The 22879-nt window shown below is 38.7% G+C and carries 22 protein-coding genes; 19 read left to right on the plus strand and 3 right to left on the minus strand.

Going from position 1 to position 22879, the window contains the following annotated elements; all coding sequences use genetic code 11:
• Positions 1–343 precede the first annotated feature (343 nt).
• The 14 genes from ACIQXI_RS19975 to ACIQXI_RS20040 all read left to right on the plus strand — a co-directional run bounded on the left by ACIQXI_RS19975 (position 344) and on the right by ACIQXI_RS20040 (position 15609).
• The gene (locus ACIQXI_RS19975) at positions 344–1357 is read left to right on the plus strand and encodes an ABC transporter ATP-binding protein (RefSeq protein ID WP_402928027.1); all 1014 of its coding nucleotides are present in this window, start codon (positions 344–346) and stop codon (positions 1355–1357) included.
• Positions 1332–2312 (plus strand): ABC transporter ATP-binding protein, encoded by a 981-nt coding sequence (locus tag ACIQXI_RS19980; RefSeq protein WP_402928028.1) that lies wholly within the window; start codon positions 1332–1334, stop codon positions 2310–2312. The genes ACIQXI_RS19975 and ACIQXI_RS19980 overlap by 26 nt, the downstream gene beginning before the upstream one ends.
• Before the next feature lie 31 nt (positions 2313–2343).
• Positions 2344–3960 (plus strand): ABC transporter substrate-binding protein, encoded by a 1617-nt coding sequence (locus tag ACIQXI_RS19985; RefSeq protein WP_402928030.1) that lies wholly within the window; start codon positions 2344–2346, stop codon positions 3958–3960.
• A 246-nt stretch (positions 3961–4206) separates the two neighbouring features.
• Complete coding sequence (locus tag ACIQXI_RS19990; protein WP_402928031.1) at positions 4207–5211, plus strand: ABC transporter permease; 1005 nt, start codon at positions 4207–4209, stop codon at positions 5209–5211.
• 15 nt (positions 5212–5226) lie between these two features.
• The gene (gene nikC / locus ACIQXI_RS19995; protein WP_402928033.1) at positions 5227–6120 is read left to right on the plus strand and encodes a nickel transporter permease; all 894 of its coding nucleotides are present in this window, start codon (positions 5227–5229) and stop codon (positions 6118–6120) included.
• Between the two features lie 328 nt (positions 6121–6448).
• Positions 6449–7063 (plus strand): TerD family protein, encoded by a 615-nt coding sequence (locus tag ACIQXI_RS20000; protein ID WP_402928034.1) that lies wholly within the window; start codon positions 6449–6451, stop codon positions 7061–7063.
• A 24-nt stretch (positions 7064–7087) separates the two neighbouring features.
• Positions 7088–7669, plus strand: coding sequence for a TerD family protein (locus tag ACIQXI_RS20005; protein WP_402928035.1), 582 nt, complete (start codon positions 7088–7090; stop codon positions 7667–7669).
• A 35-nt stretch (positions 7670–7704) separates the two neighbouring features.
• Positions 7705–8280, plus strand: a complete 576-nt coding sequence (locus tag ACIQXI_RS20010; protein WP_402928036.1) for a TerD family protein — start codon at positions 7705–7707, stop codon at positions 8278–8280.
• Positions 8281–8429: 149 nt separating this feature from the next.
• Entirely contained in the window at positions 8430–9647 is a 1218-nt protein-coding gene (locus ACIQXI_RS20015; protein WP_402928037.1) for an HpcH/HpaI aldolase/citrate lyase family protein, read from the plus strand.
• A complete protein-coding gene (locus ACIQXI_RS20020) occupies positions 9604–10965 on the plus strand; it encodes a phosphoribosyltransferase family protein (RefSeq protein WP_402928038.1) in 1362 nt (453 codons plus the stop codon). Before ACIQXI_RS20015 ends, ACIQXI_RS20020 begins: the two co-directional genes overlap by 44 nt.
• Positions 10962–12065 (plus strand): cysteine protease StiP family protein, encoded by a 1104-nt coding sequence (locus tag ACIQXI_RS20025; RefSeq protein WP_402928040.1) that lies wholly within the window; start codon positions 10962–10964, stop codon positions 12063–12065. The genes ACIQXI_RS20020 and ACIQXI_RS20025 overlap by 4 nt, the downstream gene beginning before the upstream one ends.
• A gap of 12 nt (positions 12066–12077) precedes the next feature.
• A complete protein-coding gene (locus tag ACIQXI_RS20030; protein WP_402928041.1) occupies positions 12078–12896 on the plus strand; it encodes an HAD family hydrolase in 819 nt (272 codons plus the stop codon).
• 19 nt (positions 12897–12915) lie between these two features.
• Entirely contained in the window at positions 12916–14547 is a 1632-nt protein-coding gene (locus tag ACIQXI_RS20035) for a YceG family protein (RefSeq protein WP_402928042.1), read from the plus strand.
• A 21-nt stretch (positions 14548–14568) separates the two neighbouring features.
• Positions 14569–15609, plus strand: a complete 1041-nt coding sequence (locus ACIQXI_RS20040) for a toxic anion resistance protein (protein WP_402928044.1) — start codon at positions 14569–14571, stop codon at positions 15607–15609.
• Between the two features lie 180 nt (positions 15610–15789).
• Here ACIQXI_RS20040 and ACIQXI_RS20045 read toward each other — a convergent pair whose 3' ends face one another.
• Positions 15790–16878, minus strand: coding sequence for an FUSC family protein (locus ACIQXI_RS20045; RefSeq protein ID WP_402928045.1), 1089 nt, complete (start codon positions 16876–16878; stop codon positions 15790–15792).
• Positions 16879–17144: 266 nt separating this feature from the next.
• Entirely contained in the window at positions 17145–18431 is a 1287-nt protein-coding gene (locus ACIQXI_RS20050) for a glutamate-1-semialdehyde 2,1-aminomutase (RefSeq protein WP_402928047.1), read from the minus strand.
• 130 nt (positions 18432–18561) lie between these two features.
• Here ACIQXI_RS20050 and bcp point away from each other — a divergent pair, with 130 nt between their 5' ends.
• The 4 genes from bcp (at position 18562) to ACIQXI_RS20070 (ending at position 21058) form a co-directional block, all read left to right on the plus strand.
• Positions 18562–19038, plus strand: a complete 477-nt coding sequence (gene bcp / locus ACIQXI_RS20055; protein ID WP_402928048.1) for a thioredoxin-dependent thiol peroxidase — start codon at positions 18562–18564, stop codon at positions 19036–19038.
• Positions 19035–19979, plus strand: coding sequence for a D-2-hydroxyacid dehydrogenase (locus tag ACIQXI_RS20060; protein ID WP_402928049.1), 945 nt, complete (start codon positions 19035–19037; stop codon positions 19977–19979). The genes bcp and ACIQXI_RS20060 overlap by 4 nt, the downstream gene beginning before the upstream one ends.
• A gap of 115 nt (positions 19980–20094) precedes the next feature.
• The gene (gene perR, locus ACIQXI_RS20065; protein WP_401013795.1) at positions 20095–20538 is read left to right on the plus strand and encodes a peroxide-responsive transcriptional repressor PerR; all 444 of its coding nucleotides are present in this window, start codon (positions 20095–20097) and stop codon (positions 20536–20538) included.
• Between the two features lie 154 nt (positions 20539–20692).
• A complete protein-coding gene (locus ACIQXI_RS20070; protein ID WP_402928051.1) occupies positions 20693–21058 on the plus strand; it encodes a hypothetical protein in 366 nt (121 codons plus the stop codon).
• Between the two features lie 57 nt (positions 21059–21115).
• On the opposite strand, the gene ACIQXI_RS20075 is transcribed toward ACIQXI_RS20070, so the two are convergent.
• On the minus strand, positions 21116–21469 hold the full coding sequence (locus ACIQXI_RS20075) for a YgzB family protein (RefSeq protein ID WP_173479549.1): 354 nt from the start codon (positions 21467–21469) through the stop codon (positions 21116–21118).
• Positions 21470–21616: 147 nt separating this feature from the next.
• On the opposite strand from ACIQXI_RS20075, the gene ACIQXI_RS20080 reads away from it, so the two are divergent.
• Positions 21617–22501 (plus strand): nucleotidyltransferase-like protein, encoded by an 885-nt coding sequence (locus ACIQXI_RS20080; protein ID WP_402928053.1) that lies wholly within the window; start codon positions 21617–21619, stop codon positions 22499–22501.
• Positions 22502–22879 lie beyond the last annotated feature (378 nt).

Below are 22879 nucleotides of genomic sequence, written 5' to 3' on the forward strand. Positions count from 1 at the left end.
CAGTGCTTGCCACGTACACATACGTCAGCGGTAATCATCATCGCCATTATAGAGTATGCCTAAGCAGTGGTCCACAACTAAATTGTGTGAGAATTGTTTGAGTGCCTGACACCGTAGAAAGCCTTCCATTTATGGAAGGCTTTTTTATTATTAAAATTAGGAAGTTACTATAAGAGATGTCGAAAAAAGTAGAAAATATATGTTATTTGCAGAATAATAATGATTGAAAGAGAGGGGTATTTTAGTTAGAATTATCTGAAAATAGAGAATTTAGTGATAGTTAGTATATAATAAACTATAAATTTGTAATTTTATAAAAATTTGGTAGGACGGGGTGTTGAACATGCGAAAGAAGCTGTTAGAGGTTAAAGGGTTACAAACAACCTTTTTCACAGATGATGGACAGATTCCTGCCGTTGATGATATTGATTTTTCGGTCCATGAAGGAGAAATTTTAGGGATTGTTGGGGAATCAGGTAGTGGGAAAAGCGTAACATCTTTGTCGATCATGGGCTTAATTCCTTCGCCCCCTGGAAAAATCACGGGTGGACAAGTTTTATTAGATGGCAAAAATTTAGCGAAATTAACGGATAAGCAAATGCAAAAAGTGCGAGGCAAGGATGTGGCGATGATCTTTCAAGAGCCGATGACTTCCTTAAACCCGCTATTTACTATTGGGGAGCAACTGAAAGAAGCTATTTTAATTCATAATCCTAAATGGTCGAAAAAGAAAGCTATTGCACGAGCAATAGACATTATGAAACTAGTAGGGTTACCTCGTGCAGAGGAATTATTAAAGGATTATCCTCACCAACTGTCAGGTGGTATGCGCCAGCGGGTGATGATTGCTATGGCATTAGTTTGTGACCCAAAGGTACTGATAGCAGATGAGCCAACTACCGCACTCGATGTAACGATTCAAGCGCAAATTTTGCAACTAATGAAAGATTTAAACAAGCGTATGAATACGGCGGTTTTATTAATTACGCATGATTTAGGCGTTGTCGCCGAAACTTGTGAGCGCGTGATCGTTATGTATGCAGGGCAAATTGTAGAAGAAGCATCGATTCAAGAAATATTTAAAACGCCTAAGCATCCTTATACGCAGGGGCTTATTAAATCCGTACCAGATATGCGCTATAAAAAAGATAGCCTTTATTCAATACCTGGCACTGTACCGAAGCCGGGCACCATTAAAAATGGCTGTCGCTTTGCAGCACGCTGTGAATTTGCAATGGAGCGTTGCCTACAGGAAACACCTCCTTTATACGCAGCGACAGCGCATCATAAAGCAAGGTGCTTCTTATTGGAAGAACAGGAGGTGGTTCATCATGTCGAAAGTGTTGTTGAAAGTTGATGGTTTGAAAAAATATTTCCCTATTCGCAAAGGGTTTTTAAATACACAAGTTGGGGATGTCAAAGCTGTAGATGACGTCTCTTTTGAAGTATTCGAAGGGGAAACATTAGGCATCGTAGGGGAATCAGGTTGTGGTAAGTCCACAACAGGTCGTCTATTAATGCGCTTACTTGAACCGACAGCAGGGAACATTGAATTTGGCGGCAAAATGCTGTCGACATTATCAAACAATGAGATGCGCAAAGCGCGCAGAGATATCCAAATGATTTTCCAAGATCCCTATGCTTCGCTTAATCCACGCCATTCGATTGGCAAGATTTTAGAGGAACCACTTATTGTGCATGGCATGGGCAATTCGAAGGAACGCAAAAAGAAAGTATTAGAGCTTCTTGAAATCGTTGGTTTACATGAATATCATGCAAAACGTTATCCGCATCAATTTAGTGGTGGTCAAAGACAGCGGATTGGCATAGCACGTGCACTGATGACAAATCCGCGTTTAATTATTGCGGACGAGCCAGTTTCAGCGTTAGATGTTTCGATTCAAGCGCAAGTTTTAAATCTTATGCAATCGTTGCAAAAGGAATTAAAGCTTACTTATATATTTATCTCACATGACTTAGGGGTTGTGCGACATATTAGTAATCGTGTCGGCGTTATGTATTTAGGCAAGTTAGTAGAGCTGACAGCTAGTGAGAATTTATATGCAGAGCCGCTCCACCCGTATACACAGGCATTGCTATCTTCTGTTCCTGTGCCTGATCCAACTTTTGAACGTGAGCAGCTCATTATTTCTGGAGATATTCCGAGTGCATCCAATCCGCCAAGCGGCTGTGCATTCCATACAAGATGTCCGTTTAAGAAAGAACAGTGCGCAAGCGTTGTACCGAAACTGCAAGAAGTGAAACCGGGTCATTATGTTGCTTGTCATCTATATGATGCACTTCAACATTAAATGATATAAAAAAGTTTTAGGGGGAAAGTAAATGAAGAAAAAGAAGCTTTGGTCATTAGGCGTAATGCTAATCCTTGTTCTCTCGACAATCCTAGCTGCGTGTAATGGTGGCTCTGATGGCAAGGATTCAGGTTCAAAAGATACGTCTACTGGTGGCGATTCAGCTGGCGGTGGCGAAAAAACATTAGTATATGGTCGAGGCGGAGACTCTACTGCACTTGATCCTGCAACAGTAACAGAGGGAGAGTCTTTTAAAGTAACAGTAAATCTTTATGAGACGCTAATTAACTTTGGAGATAAAGATGTTACTTTGCAACCTGGTTTAGCAAAATCTTGGGATGCTTCACCTGATGGATTAACTTATACTTTCCAGCTTGAAGAAGGTGTCAAATTCCACGATGGCTCTGATTTTAACGCAGAGGCAGTCGTGAAAAATTTCGAGCGCTGGAAAGCTGGTGCTGATAAGTTCCCATACTTCATGTCTCAATTTACGATGGATGGTGAGCAAGTAATCGAATCGATTACGGCAGAAGGCGATAACACGGTGGTCTTTAAACTAAAACAGCCACAAGCACCATTCTTGAAAAACTTAGCGATGTCTCCATTCGCTATTGCTTCTCCAAAAGCATTTGAAGCGAATGATGATGCGTTAATCGATAATCCAGTAGGAACAGGGCCATTCAAATTTGTCAAATGGGTACGCAATGATTCCATTACAATTGAAAAAAATCCTGACTACCGTATCGCAGGTTTACCGAAATTAGATAAAGTCATTTTCCGTTCGTATCCTGAAAACTCTGCACGTTTAAATGCGCTTAACAACGGTGAGGTAGATGTAGCGGATGGCTTAAGTCCATCTGATAAAGAATCAATCGAAGCGAATGCAGACTTACAATTAATCGAGCGTCCATCCATGAATGTTGGTTATCTTGGATTAACGGTAACACGTGCACCGTTCGATAATGTAAAAGTTCGTCAAGCAGTGAACTATGCAATTGATAAGCAAGCTTTAGTAGATGCTTTCTATGAAGGGTTAGCTGAGCCTGCGAAAAACCCGATGCCTCCAGTAATTGCCGGCTATAACGATGATATTGCAGGCTATGCATATGATCCTGAAAAAGCAAAAGCATTACTGAAAGAAGCAGGCTATGACGGTAAAGAAATTGAGCTATGGGCAATGCCAGTACCACGTCCGTACATGCCAGATGGTCAAAAAATTGCTGAAGCAATTCAAAAGAATTTAGCGGATGTAGGCATGCCATCTAAAATTGTTTCATTTGAATGGGCTACGTATTTAGAAAAAGCTCAAAATGGTGAAGCAGATGCATTCTTACTTGGTTGGACTGGGGATAACGGCGATGCTGATAACTTCCTTTACACATTATTAGATGCTGATAATATCGGTTCTAATAACTACACTTACTATGACAATGAAAAGTTACATGACATATTTGTTGCTGCTCAAACAGAAGTGGATGAAACGAAACGTACTGAGCTATACAAACAAGCGCAAGTCATTATTTCTGAAGATGCGCCTTGGGTACCACTTGCACACTCCATTCCTATTTTAGCTGCAAGTGCTAAAGTGACAAATTACTTGGCACATCCAACAGGCTCTGACCGTTTAGAAGGCGTAGATATGAATTAGACAATAGAGCAATGAAAATTGTCGCTTACTCATAGTGACGTAACAAGATTTTTACAGCGTTGGACTTTGACTAATGTTGTAAAAACGGGTTGTGACTATGTTGGTCGCAACCCGTTTTCTGTATGAAAGATAATCCATCTAAGCGTCAAACGTTGTTGAAGGCTGTCCCTTTCTACAGGATGTGTATAGACTTCAATGCTTTTCATAGCAAAAGTATAATTAGAAAATTACAGAGAGGTGAAGAAGATGCTTCACTATATGGGAAGACGTTTATTTCAATTAATCCCAGTTTTGCTTGGAATGACTTTTATCGTCTTTATGTTAATTCGTTTAATTCCTGGTAACCCGGCGCAAGTGATTTTAGGTCAGCAGGCGACGAAAGAGGCGGTTGAGGCATTAAACGCAAGTTTAGGATTAGATAAGCCGTGGTACACACAATATTTTGGCTATTTGGGTGGTATTTTTCAGGGCGATTTAGGCGTGTCATTACGGACGAAATTACCTGTTTCTCAAGAGATTTTTCCTTATTTAGCGGCGACAGCAGAATTAGCAATCTTTGCAATGATTATTGCTATTATTGTTGGTGTTAATGCAGGTATTATTTCCGCTTGGTTCCAAAATTCATGGTTTGATTATTTAGCAATGGTGATTGCTTTAATTGGTGTATCTGTGCCTGTCTTTTGGCTAGGTCTGATGGAGCAATGGGCGTTTAGTATTAAGCTTGGTTGGTTCCCAACAGCTGGACGTGATAATGTGCGTGACCCTATCAATGCAATTACCCATTTTTATTTGCTCGATACGCTGCTACAAGGGCGGTTTGATCAGTTTACGGAAGTTTTAAAGCGCTTAGTTTTACCGGGGGTGGCACTTGCGACGATTCCGATGGCGATTATTGCACGCATTACCCGCTCGTCTATGCTTGAGGTCATGCGCTCGGACTATGTTCGGACAGCTAGAGCGAAAGGTCAAAAAATGTTTGTTGTCGTGTATAAACATGCCTTGAAAAATGCTGTCATTCCGGTGTTAACAGTCATTGGTCTGCAAACAGGTTTACTTCTTGGTGGAGCTATTTTAACCGAAACAATCTTTAGCTGGCCGGGCATTGGTCGCTATATTTATGATGCCATTGGCTTCCGCGACTATCCAGTTATTCAATCGGGTATTTTAATCGTTGCGTTTATTTTCATTATGATTAATTTAATTGTCGATCTACTTTACACGGTTATCGATCCGCGCATTAAATACAAATAGGAGGGAGATGCGATAATGACTGGTGCGATAGATATTAAAAAAGAAGCAGTAGTAAGTCGAGAGCGTGCGGCAGGTCCTTGGAGAGAAGGGTGGCGCAGCTTTAAAAAAAGCAAAATCTCCCTAGTCGGTGCAGGCATTGTAGTATTTTTTATTCTTCTTGCTATATTTGGTCCGTCCATTGCGCCACAAGGAGTTAATGAACAGGACTTGTCGAAACGATTATTGGCGCCTTCTAGTGCGCATTGGTTTGGCACAGATGACTTTGGTCGTGATATTTTTTCTCGTATTATCCATGGGGCGCGTATTTCCTTAAGAATAGGTTTTTTTGCGGTTGTGCTGTCTGTGGTTGTAGGAAGCTTACTTGGAATTCTTGCAGGCTACTATGGTAGATGGATTGATACAATTATTTCTCGTATTTTCGATATTATGTTAGCGTTTCCTAGTATTTTACTAGCGATCGCTGTAGTGGCTGTTCTTGGGCCGTCATTACAAAATGCGTTAATTGCGATTGCCATTATTAACGTACCGAACTTTGGGCGGTTAATTCGCTCCAAAGTGTTAAGTGTGAAAGAAGAGGAATATATCGTGGCAGCAAAAGCGATAGGAATGCGTGATTCACGTATTTTATTTTCGCATATTTTACCGAATTCCATGACGCCAATTATTGTACAAGGGACATTAGCTATTGCGACGGCAATTATTGAAGCCGCTGCCTTAGGTTTCCTAGGATTAGGGGCCCAAGCGCCAGCACCCGAATGGGGTAAAATGCTAGCCGATGCCCGTATCTACTTACTAAAAGCGCCATGGACAATGATTTTCCCAGGGCTAGCCATTATGCTAACCGTACTTGGTTTTAATTTAATGGGTGATGGTTTACGTGATGCATTAGATCCGAAAATGAAAAGTTAATCGGGTAATAAGCCTTCTGCTTAAAAAGCGAGAAGGTTTTTACTTGTGTAAACGGAAAATTACAATTTCATCCTGGAGCCATTATTTGAATTTTATGTAATATTATTTTAGACTTAAATTATGCTGAAATACATACTTTATTGAAGTAGCTACGGCTTACTAATAAAGGTTTAGTAAAGCGCATAAAACCTTTTATGGGGTATAAGGAATAAGTGTATTGATTCGTGTAATGAGAGAGGACTCGGTGCTTGCCTGTAGGAATGCATTGCAGCCTCAACACATCAAACTTTTTTCTGCAGATGCGCAGGCAAATAAGGAGGGCATTAAAATGGGGATTAATTTACAAAAGGGACAGCGTGTAGATTTAACAAAAGGCAATGCTGGTTTAAATAAAATTAAAGTTGGCTTAGGGTGGGACCCTGTCAGTCAAACAAAAAGTGGAGGCTTTTTAGGAGGCCTATTTTCTAGTAATAGATCAGCAGGTAGAGATGTTGACTGTGATTCCTCCGTTTTAATGTTGCAAGATGATCGTATTGTTGCTGGCGATGACGTTGTTTATTTCGGTAAATTATCGAGTAAATGTGGCTCTGTTATTCACTCAGGAGATAACTTAACAGGAGACGGGGCTGGTGATGATGAAGTCATTACGGTAGAGCTAGGAGCCGTACCTGCTCAATACAATAAATTAGTTTTTGTTGTAAACATTTATGATGCAGCTGGTCGTAATCAGCATTTCGGTATGATCCAAAATGCATATATTCGCGTATACGATGACAAGACAGGCAATGAGTTAATTCGTTATAATTTAAGTGATGATTATTCGAATTTAACGACACTGGTATGTGGAGAAATTTATCGTCACGGTAACGAGTGGAAATTTGCTGCTATTGGTAATGGTACAAATGATGTAAAACTTGGTGATGTAGTTCGAAGATATCAATAATTATAAATTTGAGGAGGAATACAAATGGGTATTTCATTACAAAAAGGACAAAAAGTAGATTTAACAAAAACGAATCCGGGATTATCAAATGTTATCGTAGGATTAGGCTGGGACACGAATAAATACGATGGTGGACATGATTTTGATTTAGACTCTTCTATCTTTTTACTTGCTGACACTGGCAAAGTAGCAGATCAAAATGACTTTATCTTCTACAACAATACGGTCGGAGGAAATGGTTCAGTTGAACACTCGGGCGATAACCTAACAGGAGTTGGCGATGGGGATGACGAAATCGTAAAAGTGGCGTTAAAAGAAGTACCTGCACATGTGCAACGCCTAGCTTTCACTGTGACAATTCATGATGCAGAAGCGCGTAGCCAAAACTTTGGTATGGTGTCGAACGCATTTATCCGTATTGTGAATGCCGCAACAAATGAAGAAATCATTCGTTATGACTTAGGTGAAGACTTTAGTATTGAAACAGCCGTTGTTGTAGGTGAATTATACCGTCACAATGGAGAATGGAAATTTAACGCAATCGGTGCTGGATACCAAGGTGGTTTAGCTGCACTTTGTAATGATTATGGCTTAAGCGTAAACTAAAAGTTTAACTTACACGAGAAAGGGAGTTTTTTTCAATGGGTATTCAGTTAAGTAAAGGACAACGTATTGATTTAATGAAGCACGATCCAGGCTTAAATACTGCCGGTATTGGTTTAGGTTGGGATGTTAAACAATTCGATGGAGGAAATGACTTTGACTTAGATGCATCGGTCTTTTTATTAGACGCATCTGGAAAATGCCGTAATGAACAAGACTTTATTTTCTATAATAATCTAACAAGTCCTGATAAGTCTGTACAGCATATGGGTGATAATCGTACCGGTGTTGGTGATGGAGACGATGAAAAAATTCTTGTTAATTTAAAACAAGTTTCTCCTCAAATCGAAAAAATTGTTGTAACGGTAACAATTTACGATGCGGAAGGTCGCCGTCAAAATTTCGGACAAGTACTTAACGCATATGTGCGTTTAACTAATGAAGAATCTGGTTCAGAAGTGTTGCGCTATGATTTAGGTGAAGATTTCAGCATTGAGACAGCGGTCGTATTTTGTGAACTCTACCGAAATAATGGAGAGTGGAAATTTGCCGCTGTGGGTTCCGGCTATCAAGGCGGTCTCGCTTCATTAATTAAAGCTTATGGTCTAGAGTAATTCAATACGATTACTTAAACGAAGGGCATTTCTAGTAAGCGTAAATTTAATTATGATGAGCTAACGAAAGGCACTGTATTAGTCTGTATAAACAGGTTGATGCAGTGCCTTTTTTACAAAGTGCATATAATGATGAAGGAGAGAAGTAGATGCAATATTTTGCAACCGAAACGGAAGCGATTTTTTATAAACAACCACGTAACTTTACGAAATTAGATACACCTGATATTTTATCGTATGCATTAGGTGCAACGTTATATATGCCTGCATCAATGCCAAACATTATTGAAATGATATACTCACAAAAATATCAAGATTTGAAATCACTTGTTATCGATTTAGAAGATGCAGTAGGTGATGCAGAGTTAGCGAGCTGTCAGGAAAAATTAATACAAGATATTAATGCGCTGTACAAGCTGTATGTTCAGAAAGACATTGCACTTGAAGATTTACCATTGCTTTTTATTCGGGTACGTAGTGTAGAGCAATTTCAGCTTTTAACGTCTGAATTAGGAAAGCATCAAGAAGTGATTACAGGATATGTATTTCCTAAATTTACAGCAGTACAAGGGAGAGCTTATTTTGAAATACTAGAGCAAACAATTGCACAGCATCAACTAACGTTATATGGCATGCCGATTTTAGAAAGTCAGGACATTTTATATAAAGAGTCTCGCATGACGGCATTATTTGCCATTAAAGACGTACTACGTCAATACCGCAAACGTGTACTAAATGTCCGTATTGGTGCTACTGATTTTTGTGGAATTTACGGAATTCGACGTAGAGTAGATGCAACCATTTACGATATTGCTGTTATTCGAGATTGTATTGCAGATATCGTTAATGTCCTTGGTCGTGAGGAAGATGACTTTGTCATTTCGGGGCCAGTATGGGAATATTTCAGCAATGAGCGGATATTAAAACCAACATTAAGAGCAACACCATTCAGTGAGAAGGATGCATTATTTGCACGACAGGCGCTACTCGATGACTATTTAGATGGCTTGATGAAGGAAGTTATGCTAGATAGGCAAAATGGCATTTTAGGTAAAACGATTATTCATCCTAGTCATCTGCGCATTGTGCATGCTTTGTATGTTGTTTCTTATGAAGAATATATAGATGCCATTAGTATTATAGAAAATAATGATGGGCAAAAGGGCGTAGTGAAAAGCCAGTATGCCAATAAAATGAATGAGATGAAGCCCCATATGAGATGGGCACAGAAAGTGTTGCGCCAAGCTCTTATATACGGCGTCTACAATGAATCTGCCAATTTCGCCTCTCTGTTATTAAATACACCTGTAGGAGGAAGTAAGGATGACCAAGCTCAGCAACAAGTTGAACATTATTCAAGATTATGACATCGATATCGAGATTACAAACAACCCTTATGATTTTGCCATGACAGATTTATTTCATATGGCTACACGTATTAATAAAAAGAGGCAATTTTTGTTTGTAAGTACTGTTCTCGGTAAGCATCTAGCTGTTCGTCCACAAGTGCCGATATTGACTGGCGCATTATTAGCAATGATGTATTATGAAAAACATGTTGGTCATGAGGCGGTGTTATTACCTTCAGTTGTACAAGCGCTTAAAAAGCAGCAAAATGTACAAGAGCTATTACAGCAAGTAGAAGCAAACAAGTTAGATTTAGCTGAGGACATATTGTTTATCGGTTTTGCTGAAACAGCTACCGCGCTAGGTCATGCTGTTTTTAATACGTTTCAGTCCAAAGCAACCTATATTCATACAACACGCGAACTACTGCCGGAGCTCGAACCATTTGTCACGTTTGAAGAAGAACATTCACATGCGACAAGTCATCGGGTGTATTGTGAGGAACCAAATCAATTGCTACAGGCCAAACAAATTGTGCTAATTGATGACGAAATTACAACAGGTAATACCGTCGTTAATATAATCGAAACATTGCGCCAAAAGTTCACTGCTGTTCAGCATTATACCGTTTTATCGATTTTAGATTGGCGCTCGCCACAGCAACAAGTTAAGTTTGCAGAGCTTGAATCCCAATGGGGCATAACAATTGAATTCATATCGATTTTAAGTGGGCAATTTAACTGTGATGGCACACCATCTTTAACTTCGGACCAAGTACAAACGACATCTCAAACAACAACAGACATGAAGTTGCTAGCAGTGAACGAAGCAGTTGAGCAGAAACATTATTATTCTATCGCTAATAATGGGGTTATTAATAGAGCACCTTATATGCTAGCAACAGGCCGCTTTATGTTAACAACTGCGCAGCACGCTGCACAACAGCAAACATATCAAAAGATTGCACGACAAATGCAAGCGCTTCGTTCAGATGGGCCTGCACTTGTTATCGGTACAGGGGAGTTTATGTATGTGCCAATGCAAATAGCGGCTTATTTAGGGGAAGATGTCTATTTCCAATCAACGACGCGCAGCCCAATCTATTGTGAGGATAATGTCTCTTATACAATTACCGAAAAAATAGCTTTTGAAAGTCCGGAAAATAATGGTGTGGAAAATTATTTATATAACTTACAGCGTCATCCGTATTCGGAACTTTTTTTAGTCATAGAACGTATAGCCAATGAAGACGTAGTGGCACGTGCAGTACAAGCATTGAAATCTGTTAGTAACGCTACTATTTATGTGATTTGCATGCACAAAAGGGGGACTGAATGATGAATATAATGAAGCAACCCGACAAAATGGGGAGCTATTCTTCAGAGGATGTTGTCTTTTTACTAAGGGATATTAGTAACATAAACTTAGAAATAGCAAATGAGCAGCGTGAACAACTTATTCAATCAGGTATCCATTATTCAGAAATGTTACCAGTAGAGTATCTTCCTTCTGAAGCCTATATGAACTTGTTTTATCAAACATTAGAGGACGATGCGGAGCGTATTGCGCTTGCTGTAGGGATAGTGGCACAGCAAATTGTAGAACGTCAAGGTTTAGAGCATTTGGTGCTTGTGAGTTTAGCGAGAGCAGGTACGCCCATTGGTATTTTAATTAAACGTTATATAAACATGCATTATCACGTAAGCGTTCCACACTATACGATTTCGATTTTACGAGGGCGGGGTATTGATGAGACTGCTTTAGAATACATATTGACAGAGCATCCACATGCACGCATTCAGTTTATCGATGGCTGGACAGGAAAAGGTGCCATTACAAGAGAATTACAACAAGCCTGTGAAAGCTTTAATGCCCAACATCATAAGCACTTAGATGCAACATTGGCAGTACTGGCTGATCCGGGGCATTGTGCTGCAATTTATGGTACCCGTAATGATTTTTTAATTCCATCTGCCTGCTTAAATTCAACTGTATCAGGCTTAGTTAGCCGAACGGTATGGAATGAACAGTTTATGGATGGCAATGATTTTCACGGCGCGAAATATTATCAGGAACTACAAGATGCCGACGTATCCAATTTATTTGTTGACCGTATTAGTGCGCACTTTTTGCAAATTCAGCAAGAGGTAGCGCAACAACTTCTGGAGCGAAAACCATCTGCAATTACTTGGCGAGGGTTGGAATCGGTAGTTGCCATTCAACAACATTATGGCATAACCAATAGTAACTTAGTAAAGCCTGGCGTTGGGGAAACGACAAGGGTATTACTACGTAGAGTACCTTGGAAAATTTTAATTAACCCAAACTATATGCACGAATTAGCACATATCGTGCTGTTAGCAAAGGAAAAAAATGTTCAGCTTGAAGAATATTCACACATGTCTTATGCGTGTTGTGGCTTAATAAAAGAAGTGTAGAGGTGATGAAACATGCTACTGTTTACATCTGATTTAGATCGAACGCTTATTTACTCCCAGCGTATGATGGATTTATATCCACCAAATACAATGCCCGTTATTGCTGAACGAAAAAATGGGGAAGCCCTTAGTATGATGACCGAAGTGACGATGTCATTATTGCAACAAGTCCAACAGCAAACTTTGTTCGTACCAGTGACCACACGAGCAGTACATCAATATGAACGCATCCATGCAATAAAAGAATTGCGTCCCGCTTTTGCAATTACGAGCAATGGGGGTACAATAATAGAACAAGGTCGCCCTAATGAGGAATGGTCTAAAATTTTACGTAAAAGAATTGAAGATTCGGCTATTCCACAGGCAGATTTAGTACGCAGGTTTGATCGCATTAAATCTGAACAATGGCTGCAACAATCGTTTTATGTAGATGAGCTTTTTTATGTTCATTATGTAGATTGTAATGTGTTGCAGAATGACGAAGTACAGGCAATGATTCAAGATTTTGCAGCCTATGGGTGGCACGTATTGCTACAAGGAAGAAAATTGTATTTTTTACCAAAGGTGTTGACGAAAGAAGCGGCCATCTCGTATTTGAAGGAGCATTGTACATATAATATGCACGTGGCAGCAGGTGATTCTATTATGGATTATGGCATGCTCGCTTCGGCTGATAGAGGTTATACGCCAAAGCACGGGGACTTAAAAGACAAACAACCACAAATATTAAAGAATAGTATATATAGTGCTTATAGTGGTGAAGCATTTACAAAATATTTATTGGAAGATGTATTGCAATTGGCTGCTGAGCAACCAATTGTGGAAGTATGATGTAGGAGGTGATGCTTGTATGCAAACAGTCACAATTGAATCAGTCTTAGAAAGAGATTCTTATGATTGGTTACAAGCCTTCCAAGATGCAGCAAATGTACGAACAGTATACGAGGTGACAGCACAACAAGTACGTTTTAGTCGTATTGCTGTCCGTATTTTAGGTGTTCCGATAGAGGAAGATGATTATTTTAATTCTTTATATACAATGTCACAAAATCCACAAGTTCATATTTTAAGCGAAGAATTAAACAAACATATCGATCAGCAAGATTTTCAGGCATTACAAAGCATTTTAGAGCAACATCAACAATCCCCTAAAGGCTTGTCAATTAATCGACTAATTGCCATGATGTATGGTCATCAGCTCATTCCTAAACATGATGATCCTTCCATGAATCGTCATTTACAGCTCGTCACGATGCGTGTAGTGGAGCGCTTCAGGGAGCAACAATCACTCGGTTTACTAGCAAATGACTTTCGTCGCTTTTTAATTGATATGGTAAAGTGGTTAAAAAATCATTGGATTCAATGGACAAAATCGATGAAGCCAACTGATGATTTTCCGAAGGTCGTTTGGTATGGAGAAACGACAATGAGTCAGCGTTATTTTCTTCTATTGTTAATGGAGCTTGGCTGTGATGTATTGATTTTTCATCCTGCTGCCATAGATGAGTTCGCAACGCTTGATCCAGCAAATGAATTTTCTGTTACGTACACTTACGTTAGTCAAACCGCGTTACAGCCATTTCCTGATAAACTTCGAGATCGGCAAGCAACCGTTGGCTATAGCTCTAGCCAACATTTTGACCATTTAATGCATGACCAGCAATCCGGTGTTTATCGACCATGGCAATTTAAAGATCATATGCCGCGCTCCTTAACGCTACGTATGACATATGATGATGTGTTTATTTATGCCAATGAAAAAGCAATGGTTCGCCCGAAGTTTGAGGTATTGCGAGATGAAGTAGTCATTCCTGTTATATTCGCAAAAATTAGTGGTGTCTCTAGTAGACGTGAAGACTATTGGGCGAATATGCATCAACTGCTCGCAAATCCCCAAACGGTATTTGTGCAGGAGTTTCCATATGCTAAAACGAGTAAAGCTAATTTTCATTTTCACTATAAGCATTGTTTAGTCAATGGTGAACTATCGACCGAGCGCATTATGCAAAGTGATTGGTGGCAGTATGATGAGTTGACATTGGAGCTACAACAAGCGATTGCCCATACTATGAAAATATCCTGTGAACAGCCAATGCTAAAACTACAACCGAATGAATCTCAGTATGATTTGCAATTATTTATTTTTAAACAAATGACAATGATTCCAAAGGACATTTTGCGCCTGTTACAAAGTTTTGACTATGCACAGGAAGTGCCAAAATTAGTGCTTTATCAAGCTCCACAGCAACCGGCATTGTCACGAGAAGATATAGCTTTGTTAGCTTTTTTAAATCGCTTCGGTGTAGATATTATTTTTTACAATCCAACCGGAAAGCTTGATTTAGAAAAACATTTGCTAGAAGATACGTATGATGTGCATCGCTTAGAGCATATGGTGTTTGATTTACCTTTTGAAGCGCCAAAGCAACAAAAGGCAAAACCCGATAAAATGATTAAAAAATTATTTAACCGTTTCTTCTGACGGCTGGAAGGGAGGAACAAGATGTCGAAGAGAGCGATTGTTCTTGAACGATTGACAGCTGAAACAGCAGACTTAACGAAACAAGAATTATGCCAAAATCCTGAAGTACTACACATTGCAGGTCAAATCGATGTGAAAAATAAGCTTCAATTAACAGAGCTCGGTAAGGAGCCTGCCATAAAGCTTTCGCGTTTCTCGGACCAAATTTTAAAAACGATTGCACATTCAAAAGTAAATGCATCTAATGAATTATTAAAGCAGCTTGAAGCCTTAATGAATAAATTTGATAAAAAAGAACTTAGTGAGCAACAAGGTTTCTTTGGAAAACTGTTTAAGCGCACGCCGAAAGTGAAGGAAGATTTATATGCTAAATATAATAGTCTTGGCAGAGATATAGAAAAAATACATTATCAATTTGTGTTAATGGAAGAGGCATTAGCTAATGATAATCGCATGCTTGCTCGTTTGTATAACGAAAATTTGACTTATTATTTAGCGCTGGAAAAATATATTGTTGCAGCAGAAATGAAGAGAGACGAAATTACGACCACGTTAATTCCGATGTATGAAAAACAAAGTGAAGCAGGTAATCAAATTGCTAAAATGGAGCTAACAACGTTGCAAGCTATTACGGAAACATTGGCTCAAAAAATAGATGAGCTGGAGAAATCGCGAATGGTGGCAATCTTAGGGGCAACGCAAATGGATATGCTAGTGAATGGCAATAGCCAATTAATGGAGCAAATTAACGGAGCGTTCATTAAGACCATCCCTGTTTTTAAGATGGGGATTATGAATGCAGTAAATGAAAAACGTCAACAGCTACAACAACAGTCTGCAGCTGCTTTTGAACAGCGGTTGAAGCAATTTGGTGGGGAATATAGTGATGCAGTTAGTGAAAGTGTGAAATCCGCACAACAATATGAGCCAACGATGTCACTCGAAGACATGTGGGACACTATCGTTACGGGTATTGCAGATTATCGCCAAATACGGGCTGAACAAGCAACTAAACGTCAACAAATTGAGCAACAATTAATGGTATTAAAATCTAACACTTAGCAACGCATAAGCTTACCACCCGTAAAAATCCATTACCCTTTCCAAGGGCACAGAGTAGTTACCATAGGGTCTTCTTACTTTTTTGCAAGTCAGGATGAAATTGTTTGAGTGCCTGGCACCTTTTGGCGTAACGAAACAAACCCCACCATAGGATGGTGGGGTTTGCTTAAAATCGAGCTATTAAATAAACTCTTCTTCAATCTCTAAGTTAATTTCTTCGCCATGGTAGTTTTGATAGGACACAATTAACGTATCCAAATGCTCTAAATTTTCTTCGTAATCTAAAATACGCGATAAAATATAGAGGAGGTGATAACTCGAAAATTCAGTATCGCCTTCTTGATGGGCAACAGTCACCTGACGGATAAAAATCTCCATTAATTGATTGCGCTGAATGTACTCAATATTTTTACTCCATTCAGAATGCTCAGGCTTCAATTTCCCTGTATATTTCAGTAATAGCTGCTCGTGGTAGGTAAGCAGGAAATCTAACCGCTCTTGAATCATTAAATGGAATTGCGTCGGTAAATGGGCTAATTCATTTTCATGATTATGCAGACGCTGTAACAATTCTAAACTCTTTTTTGAAGTCGTAATCATTTGACGGTACACCACTAATTTCCGTGCTTTCACGTACTTCTTATTTTTAAAATAATTTCGTTCTTCTTTAAAAAACTCATAAAGTGTATCCACTCTAAGCATACGATCTCTAAATTTGTTTAAAGCTGTTTTCGTAGAAGTATGCTCAGAAGCTTGTCGAACAGCTAGTCGTGTCCAGCGAATAATATCGTCCTGCAAAAAGTAAATTTTGCGGAAAAGCTTTACCTCATATTTAGGTGGTAAAAACACAAGATTAACAACAAATGCTGCTAATACACCTACTAAAATTGTTAGAAAGCGGATTAAGCTGAACGTTAAAAAATCATCACCTTGTATTTCCATAATGGCAACAACAGAAACGAGTGCTAGAGAAAGTGATTTTTCAAGCTTGAATTTTAACATAATGCCTATCGCGACAATTACTGCAATACCGATAGCCACAACGTGATGACTAAAAAGCAGACCAAAGACTACTGCAACAGTGGCACCAATAATATTTGCCTGTACTTGCTCCACTATCGTTTGATAGGAGCGGTAAATGGACGGTTGAATCGCAAAGATTGCTGCAATTCCAGCAAATACTGGGGATGGTAATTGCAGGAGCTCTGCAACAAATAGAGCAAAGACAATCGCTACGCCAGTTTTAAATACGCGGGCACCTAATTTCATAAAAAAATCGATGTCCTTTCTGTCTAATATTTTTACTTGTCTTAGTAGAAGTGTCCACTACTAAAGTGGCGCTAAAGCAAGTTAAAGACCTCGGCAATTGTCGCAGACTTTCAGTACACTCGATAAAAATTTGGACGTAATTACGCCAAGGATTAATTAATGCTTCTTTACATTATAGAAGGAAGTTCCTATAAAATACATAGATTTATATACCCTCATATAAAAAAAGCGACACCCTATTGGAAGTCGCCTTTTTTGTTTCAATGTTAAAGTTGAGAAAATGCATAGTCTACAGCTTCAATTGTTTCGCGAATATCTGCTTCTGTATGCTCAGTTGTTAAAAACCATGCTTCATATTTAGATGGAGCGAGGTTAATGCCTTGGTTAAGCATTAGTTTAAAGAAGCGACCGAAAATTTCCCCGTCCGTATTTTCGGCTTGCTCATAGTTTTCTACCTTCACATCTGTAAAGTAAATTGTAAGCGCACCTTTAAGACGATTTAAAGTAATGGTAACACCATGTTTTTTTGCGGCAGCTAAAATACCTTCTTCTAAAATTGCCCCAAGACGATCCATTTCATCGTACACACCTGGTGTTGCTAATACTTCTAAACATGCGATACCTGCTTGCATGGATGCAGGGTTTCCAGCCATTGTTCCTGCTTGGTATGCTGGGCCAAGCGGTGCAACTGTATCCATAATTTCTTTGCGACCACCGTAAGCACCGATTGGTAAACCGCCACCAATGACTTTCCCTAAAGCAGTAAGGTCAGGCGTTAAACCAAGTAAAGTTTGTGCACCACCGTAATGGAAGCGGAATGCCGTAATGACTTCATCATAAATCGTAAGTGCACCTTTTTCTTTTGCCATAGCGTGCACTAATTCTAAAAATCCTGGCTTTGGTTCAACAATTCCGAAGTTACCTACGATAGGTTCAATTAAAATACCTGCGATTTGATCGCCCCATTTATCCATCGCTTCAGTAAAGGCTTGTGGATTATTAAAAGGTACTGTAATGACTTCTTCTGCTGTAGCCGTTGTAACACCTGCTGAGTCTGGTGTACCTAATGTTGCTGGCCCCGAACCTGCAGCTACTAATACTAAGTCAAAGTGACCGTGGTAGCAGCCGGCAAACTTCATAATTTTTGTACGACCAGTATAGGCACGAGCAACGCGAATAGTTGTCATTACTGCTTCTGTACCAGAGTTATTAAAGCGTACTTTATCCATTGAAGGAATTGCTTCTTTTAGCATTTTTGCAAACGTTACCTCATATTCAGTTGGCGTACCGAATAATGTACCGTTTTCAGCGGCATTGGCAATGGCCTTCGCGATATGCGGATGGCCATGCCCTGTAACAAGGGGACCGTATGCAGCTAAATAGTCGATATAACGGTTGCCGTCAACATCCCAGAAATAAGCTCCTTTTCCTCGTGCCATGGCAACAGGGGAACCACCACCAACTGCTTTATAAGAACGAGAAGGGCTGTTAACACCACCAACGATATGTAAAAGCGCTTCTGCGTGTACTGCTTCAGATTTTGAGTGATTCATAAATTATGCCTCCTAAGTAATTATACTTAATCTATTGTAGACCTATCAGTGTAAGAAATCCAAAGAAATAAGGTATATGACTTGATTTGTTACTTAGAGTAAAATAAGACATACAAAGGAGGAGATTGTGATGACGTTAGTCGAAGGACAAAAGGCACCTGATTTTACACTTGTTAATGAAAAAGGGGAGCACGTAAAATTAGCAGATTTTAGAGGCAAAAATGTCATTTTGTATTTTTATCCGAAAGATATGACACCGGGCTGTACAACAGAAGCATGTGATTTCCGTGATAAGCATGAGGACTTCAGTCAGTTAAACGCTGTAGTATTGGGCGTAAGTCCTGATAATGCCCAAAAGCATACGAAGTTTATTGATAAGCATGGGCTACCATTTTCTCTTTTAGTGGATGAGGATCATGCTGTGGCGGAGGCTTATGGCGTCTGGGTGTTAAAGAAAATGTACGGACGCGAATATATGGGGATTGAGCGTTCTACCTTTTTAATTGATACAGAGGGTCATCTTATAAAGGCGTGGCGCAAAGTACGTGTGAAAAATCATATAGAAGAAGTATACGCATTTTTGGCAAACCAGGAGGAACATGAATGAGAATTTATTTTACGTTTGAGCCAAGACCGGATTTACGCGAACCGTTAGTAGCGGAGTTTCCACAATGTGATTTCATGTTTGAAAGTGGCTTATCTATAGAAGAGCTACAAAAAGCTGATGTACTAGTTACATATGGTGAAGATTTAAATAATGACAATATGCAATATGCAACAAAACTAAAATGGATTTTTGTTGCTTCAGCAGGTGTTGAAAAAATGCCAGCACAGGCCATTATAGAGCGCGATATTTTAGTATCCAACGTGCGGGGAATTCATAAATCACCTATGGCTGAGTCGATGCTTGCGCATATTTTAGCAATAAAGCGTGCATTGCCTTGGATGTATGAGCAGCAAAAGAAAAAAGAATGGTCGAAAAAAGGGCAGCAAACGGAATTACGTGATAATACCGCATTAATATTAGGACCTGGTGCAATTGGAGCAGAAGTTGGCCGCTTATTACAAGCATTCGGTGTAACGACAATTGGCTGTAACCGTTCAGGGAATGCTGCACCTTATATGGATGAGATGGTAAATTTCGGCCAATTAACAGAGGTGTTGCCGAAGGCGGATATCGTCATTTCTGTCTTGCCAAAAACGGTGGAAACTACGCATTTATTAAAGGAAGAGCATTTTAAAGCAATGAAAAACGATGCCATTTTCATGAATTTTGGGCGTGGGAATTTAGTAGATGAGAAGGTTCTTATGCATGCAATGGAAACAGCTGAAATTGGCTACGCAGTTTTAGATGTCTTTGAAGAGGAACCACTTCGTGCGAGTAGCCCTTTATGGTCATGTCCGAATGTCATCGTCTCACCACATGTATCAAGCCATTCTTCTCGTTATGTGGAGCGGAGCTTAGATATTTTTAAACCAAGCTTAGTGAAGTGGTTGAATGGAGATACAGCGTTAGAAAATGTTGTGGATTTATCAAGAGGATACTAAATTGCAAATTAATGTTGCGATGCTTAGGACGAAAGTTGACAGATGTTAGCTTGATTGGATACACTAATTATAACAATTATAAATTAATAATACTTATGAAAAGGGGTGCATGACGATGTCTATACCGCATTTACAGGATGCACTTGACACGTTAAAAACAACTGGTGTACGCATTACTCCTCAGCGTCATGCTATTTTAGAATATTTGATTCAATCGATGACTCATCCAACGGCTGATGAGATTTATAAAGCGCTTGAGGGGAAGTTTCCAAATATGAGTGTGGCAACTGTCTACAATAATTTACGTGTATTCCGTGAAGTAGGATTAGTGAAAGAGCTAACATATGGTGATGCTTCTAGCCGTTTTGATTTTGTGACAAACGATCATTATCATATGATTTGTGAATGCTGTGGTAAAATAGTCGATTTCCATTACCCAGGGTTAGATGAAATTGAACATTTCGCATCACAAGTAACAGACTTTGATGTCCACACACACCGTCTAGAAATATACGGCACATGCCCATCTTGTAAAGATGTAGCAGCAAAAGTACAATAAGACGTTTTTGGTTTTATTACCAAAGTTCCAGCAATAAAAAGCAAGTGGGCAATGAGCTCGCTTGCTTTTTATCGTGGAGTGAGAAATTCGTAAAAAAAGACTGACTATGAACGATATTAATAATAGGGAATCCATAATTAATAGGAGGGATAGAATGAATGTACAATTAGGGAGTAGTAATTACTTTAGTACATTAAAAAAGGATACCCGTTTATCGGATGATTTGTTTTTAACCAATCGAAAAAGAAAAGCAACATATGAAATCAAAAAAGAGCATGGTTATGTACGCCATATCGTAACGAAAGAAAATGGCGAAAAGGTAATTGTGAGAGAAGTGAAACTGGCGAAGCATGAGGAACAAGAACAGTCTTCCGGTGACACAAACGATATGATTGCGCAAAAATTAGTAGAACAAATGATAAAATCATTCGATGACAGGCAAAATCAACAGCAGTTTTTCAAAATTGGTATAGCTGGTCTGAAAGAAAAGCATATTTCAAAGTACACAGTGAGTATATAGTACGGGGTAATAACTCCAAAGAAGCGGCATAAAAAAATCCTAGCTCTTGCATAAGGGCTAGGAATTTTTTGCTTTGTTATTGTAAGATTGATCGAACTCTTTTCCTTCAAGTGTTGGATCGAGTGTTAAAGGTTCATTGCAGTACATGCACATATCGACACGACCTAACACTTTCGTATGCTTATGACAATTTGGGCACTCAACTTGAACGGCTCTTGTTGAAAGAAGTCCAATCCAAGCATAGACAACCGTACTACCGATAATACACAGTAAACCGAGTGTCATAAAGATTAAGACAAGGATGGGATTGTTTTTGAAGAATATTCCCCCATACATAACAACAAAGCCGATAAAAATAAGTGCTAATGCAAATGAACGGATTTTATTAATTTTACTTTTGTAAGGTTTCATACTATATCTTGCCTCCCAATCTAAAATCTACTATAACATATAAGAACAAAGTATTTTAGTTTTGACTAAGGCAAAGAAGGAATACTTTCGGAGTGTGTCGAAATTTTAACGAAATAAAGTCACATAACAAATAGAGGGGGACTGAACATGGAGCAAGTTTTGCGTCCTATATACCAAGAACGTGCGAGTCAGTCTAATACATTAGGTGTCATTTTAATGGAAAAGCGTGAAGAGCAAAGTAATGTTACAGACACCTTTGATACAATATTACTTATTATTGTGAAGGAAGCGGATCAACCTGTTTTCTCGAAGCATTATTTATATGAAGGGAATAAGGTAGCCTTACATACTGTTACAGAAAAATTGTTACGGAAGTGGTTACTTATTGGTTCTAATAAAAAAGTAGTTGATTGGATTTTCTTCGGTAGAGTCTTGTTTGATCGTAATGAATTTCTTCATAAGTTAAAAATTGAACTACAAGAGTTTCCATTCAACGGTCGGAAAATAAAAACCGGGATACAATTTTCAAAGTTAATTAGACGTTATTTAGAAGGAAAAGAATATTTTGATAAGGGAAGCTATTTAGATGCTTATAATCATGTTGTTGATTCATTGCATCATTTAGGGCGATTGTCCATTATCGATAGTGGACTATATCCTGAAGTTACAGTGTGGGCACAAGTAAAAAAGATAGAGCCGGCAATTTATAAGTTATATGAAGAACTCGTTACGAGCACTGAGCCAATAGAAAAGCGATTAGAACTATTGTTTTTAGCAAGCGAGTTTTTAATCCATTCACGTACACAAGACGGAGCTCAACATATATTAGAAGTAATGCAAACAAAAGAGTCATGGACAATTCAAGAATTGCATGATCATCATGAGCTTGTGAACTATTCCGTAGACTTAGAAGTGTTTGTAGAGTATCTAGTAGATAAAGGCTACATTCTTATTGAACCTGTCGTTGCAAAAAGTGAAATGATATTCCACCGACATTATAAGGTAAATAAAGATTCTATAGAATTTAAATAAGTCATATAGTATGCTAGTAATCGAGGTATAGAAAATACCTCGATATTTTTTTATAAAAAAGTATTGACGATTAATATATTGATATTGTATTATATTAATTGTCGCTAAGACGTAACGAAAAACATTAAAAAAACGAGTGAAAAAACTTCTGAAAAAGTTGTTGACACAAGTTGAAAGAGATGTTATTATAAAGAAGTCGCTGAAAAACGACGAACAAAATGAACCTTGAAAACTGAACAAGCAAAACGTAATCAATATAGTTTCTGAGCTAACTTCGGTTAGTGAACGAAACAAAAATTTTGGACATCAAAATTGATGCCAGCAAAACAATTTGAGCTAATCAAATTTCTTTTATGGAGAGTTTGATCCTGGCTCAGG

It is taken from the genome of Lysinibacillus sp. NPDC097195 (assembly GCF_044762075.1).
Taxonomy (GTDB): domain Bacteria; phylum Bacillota; class Bacilli; order Bacillales_A; family Planococcaceae; genus Lysinibacillus.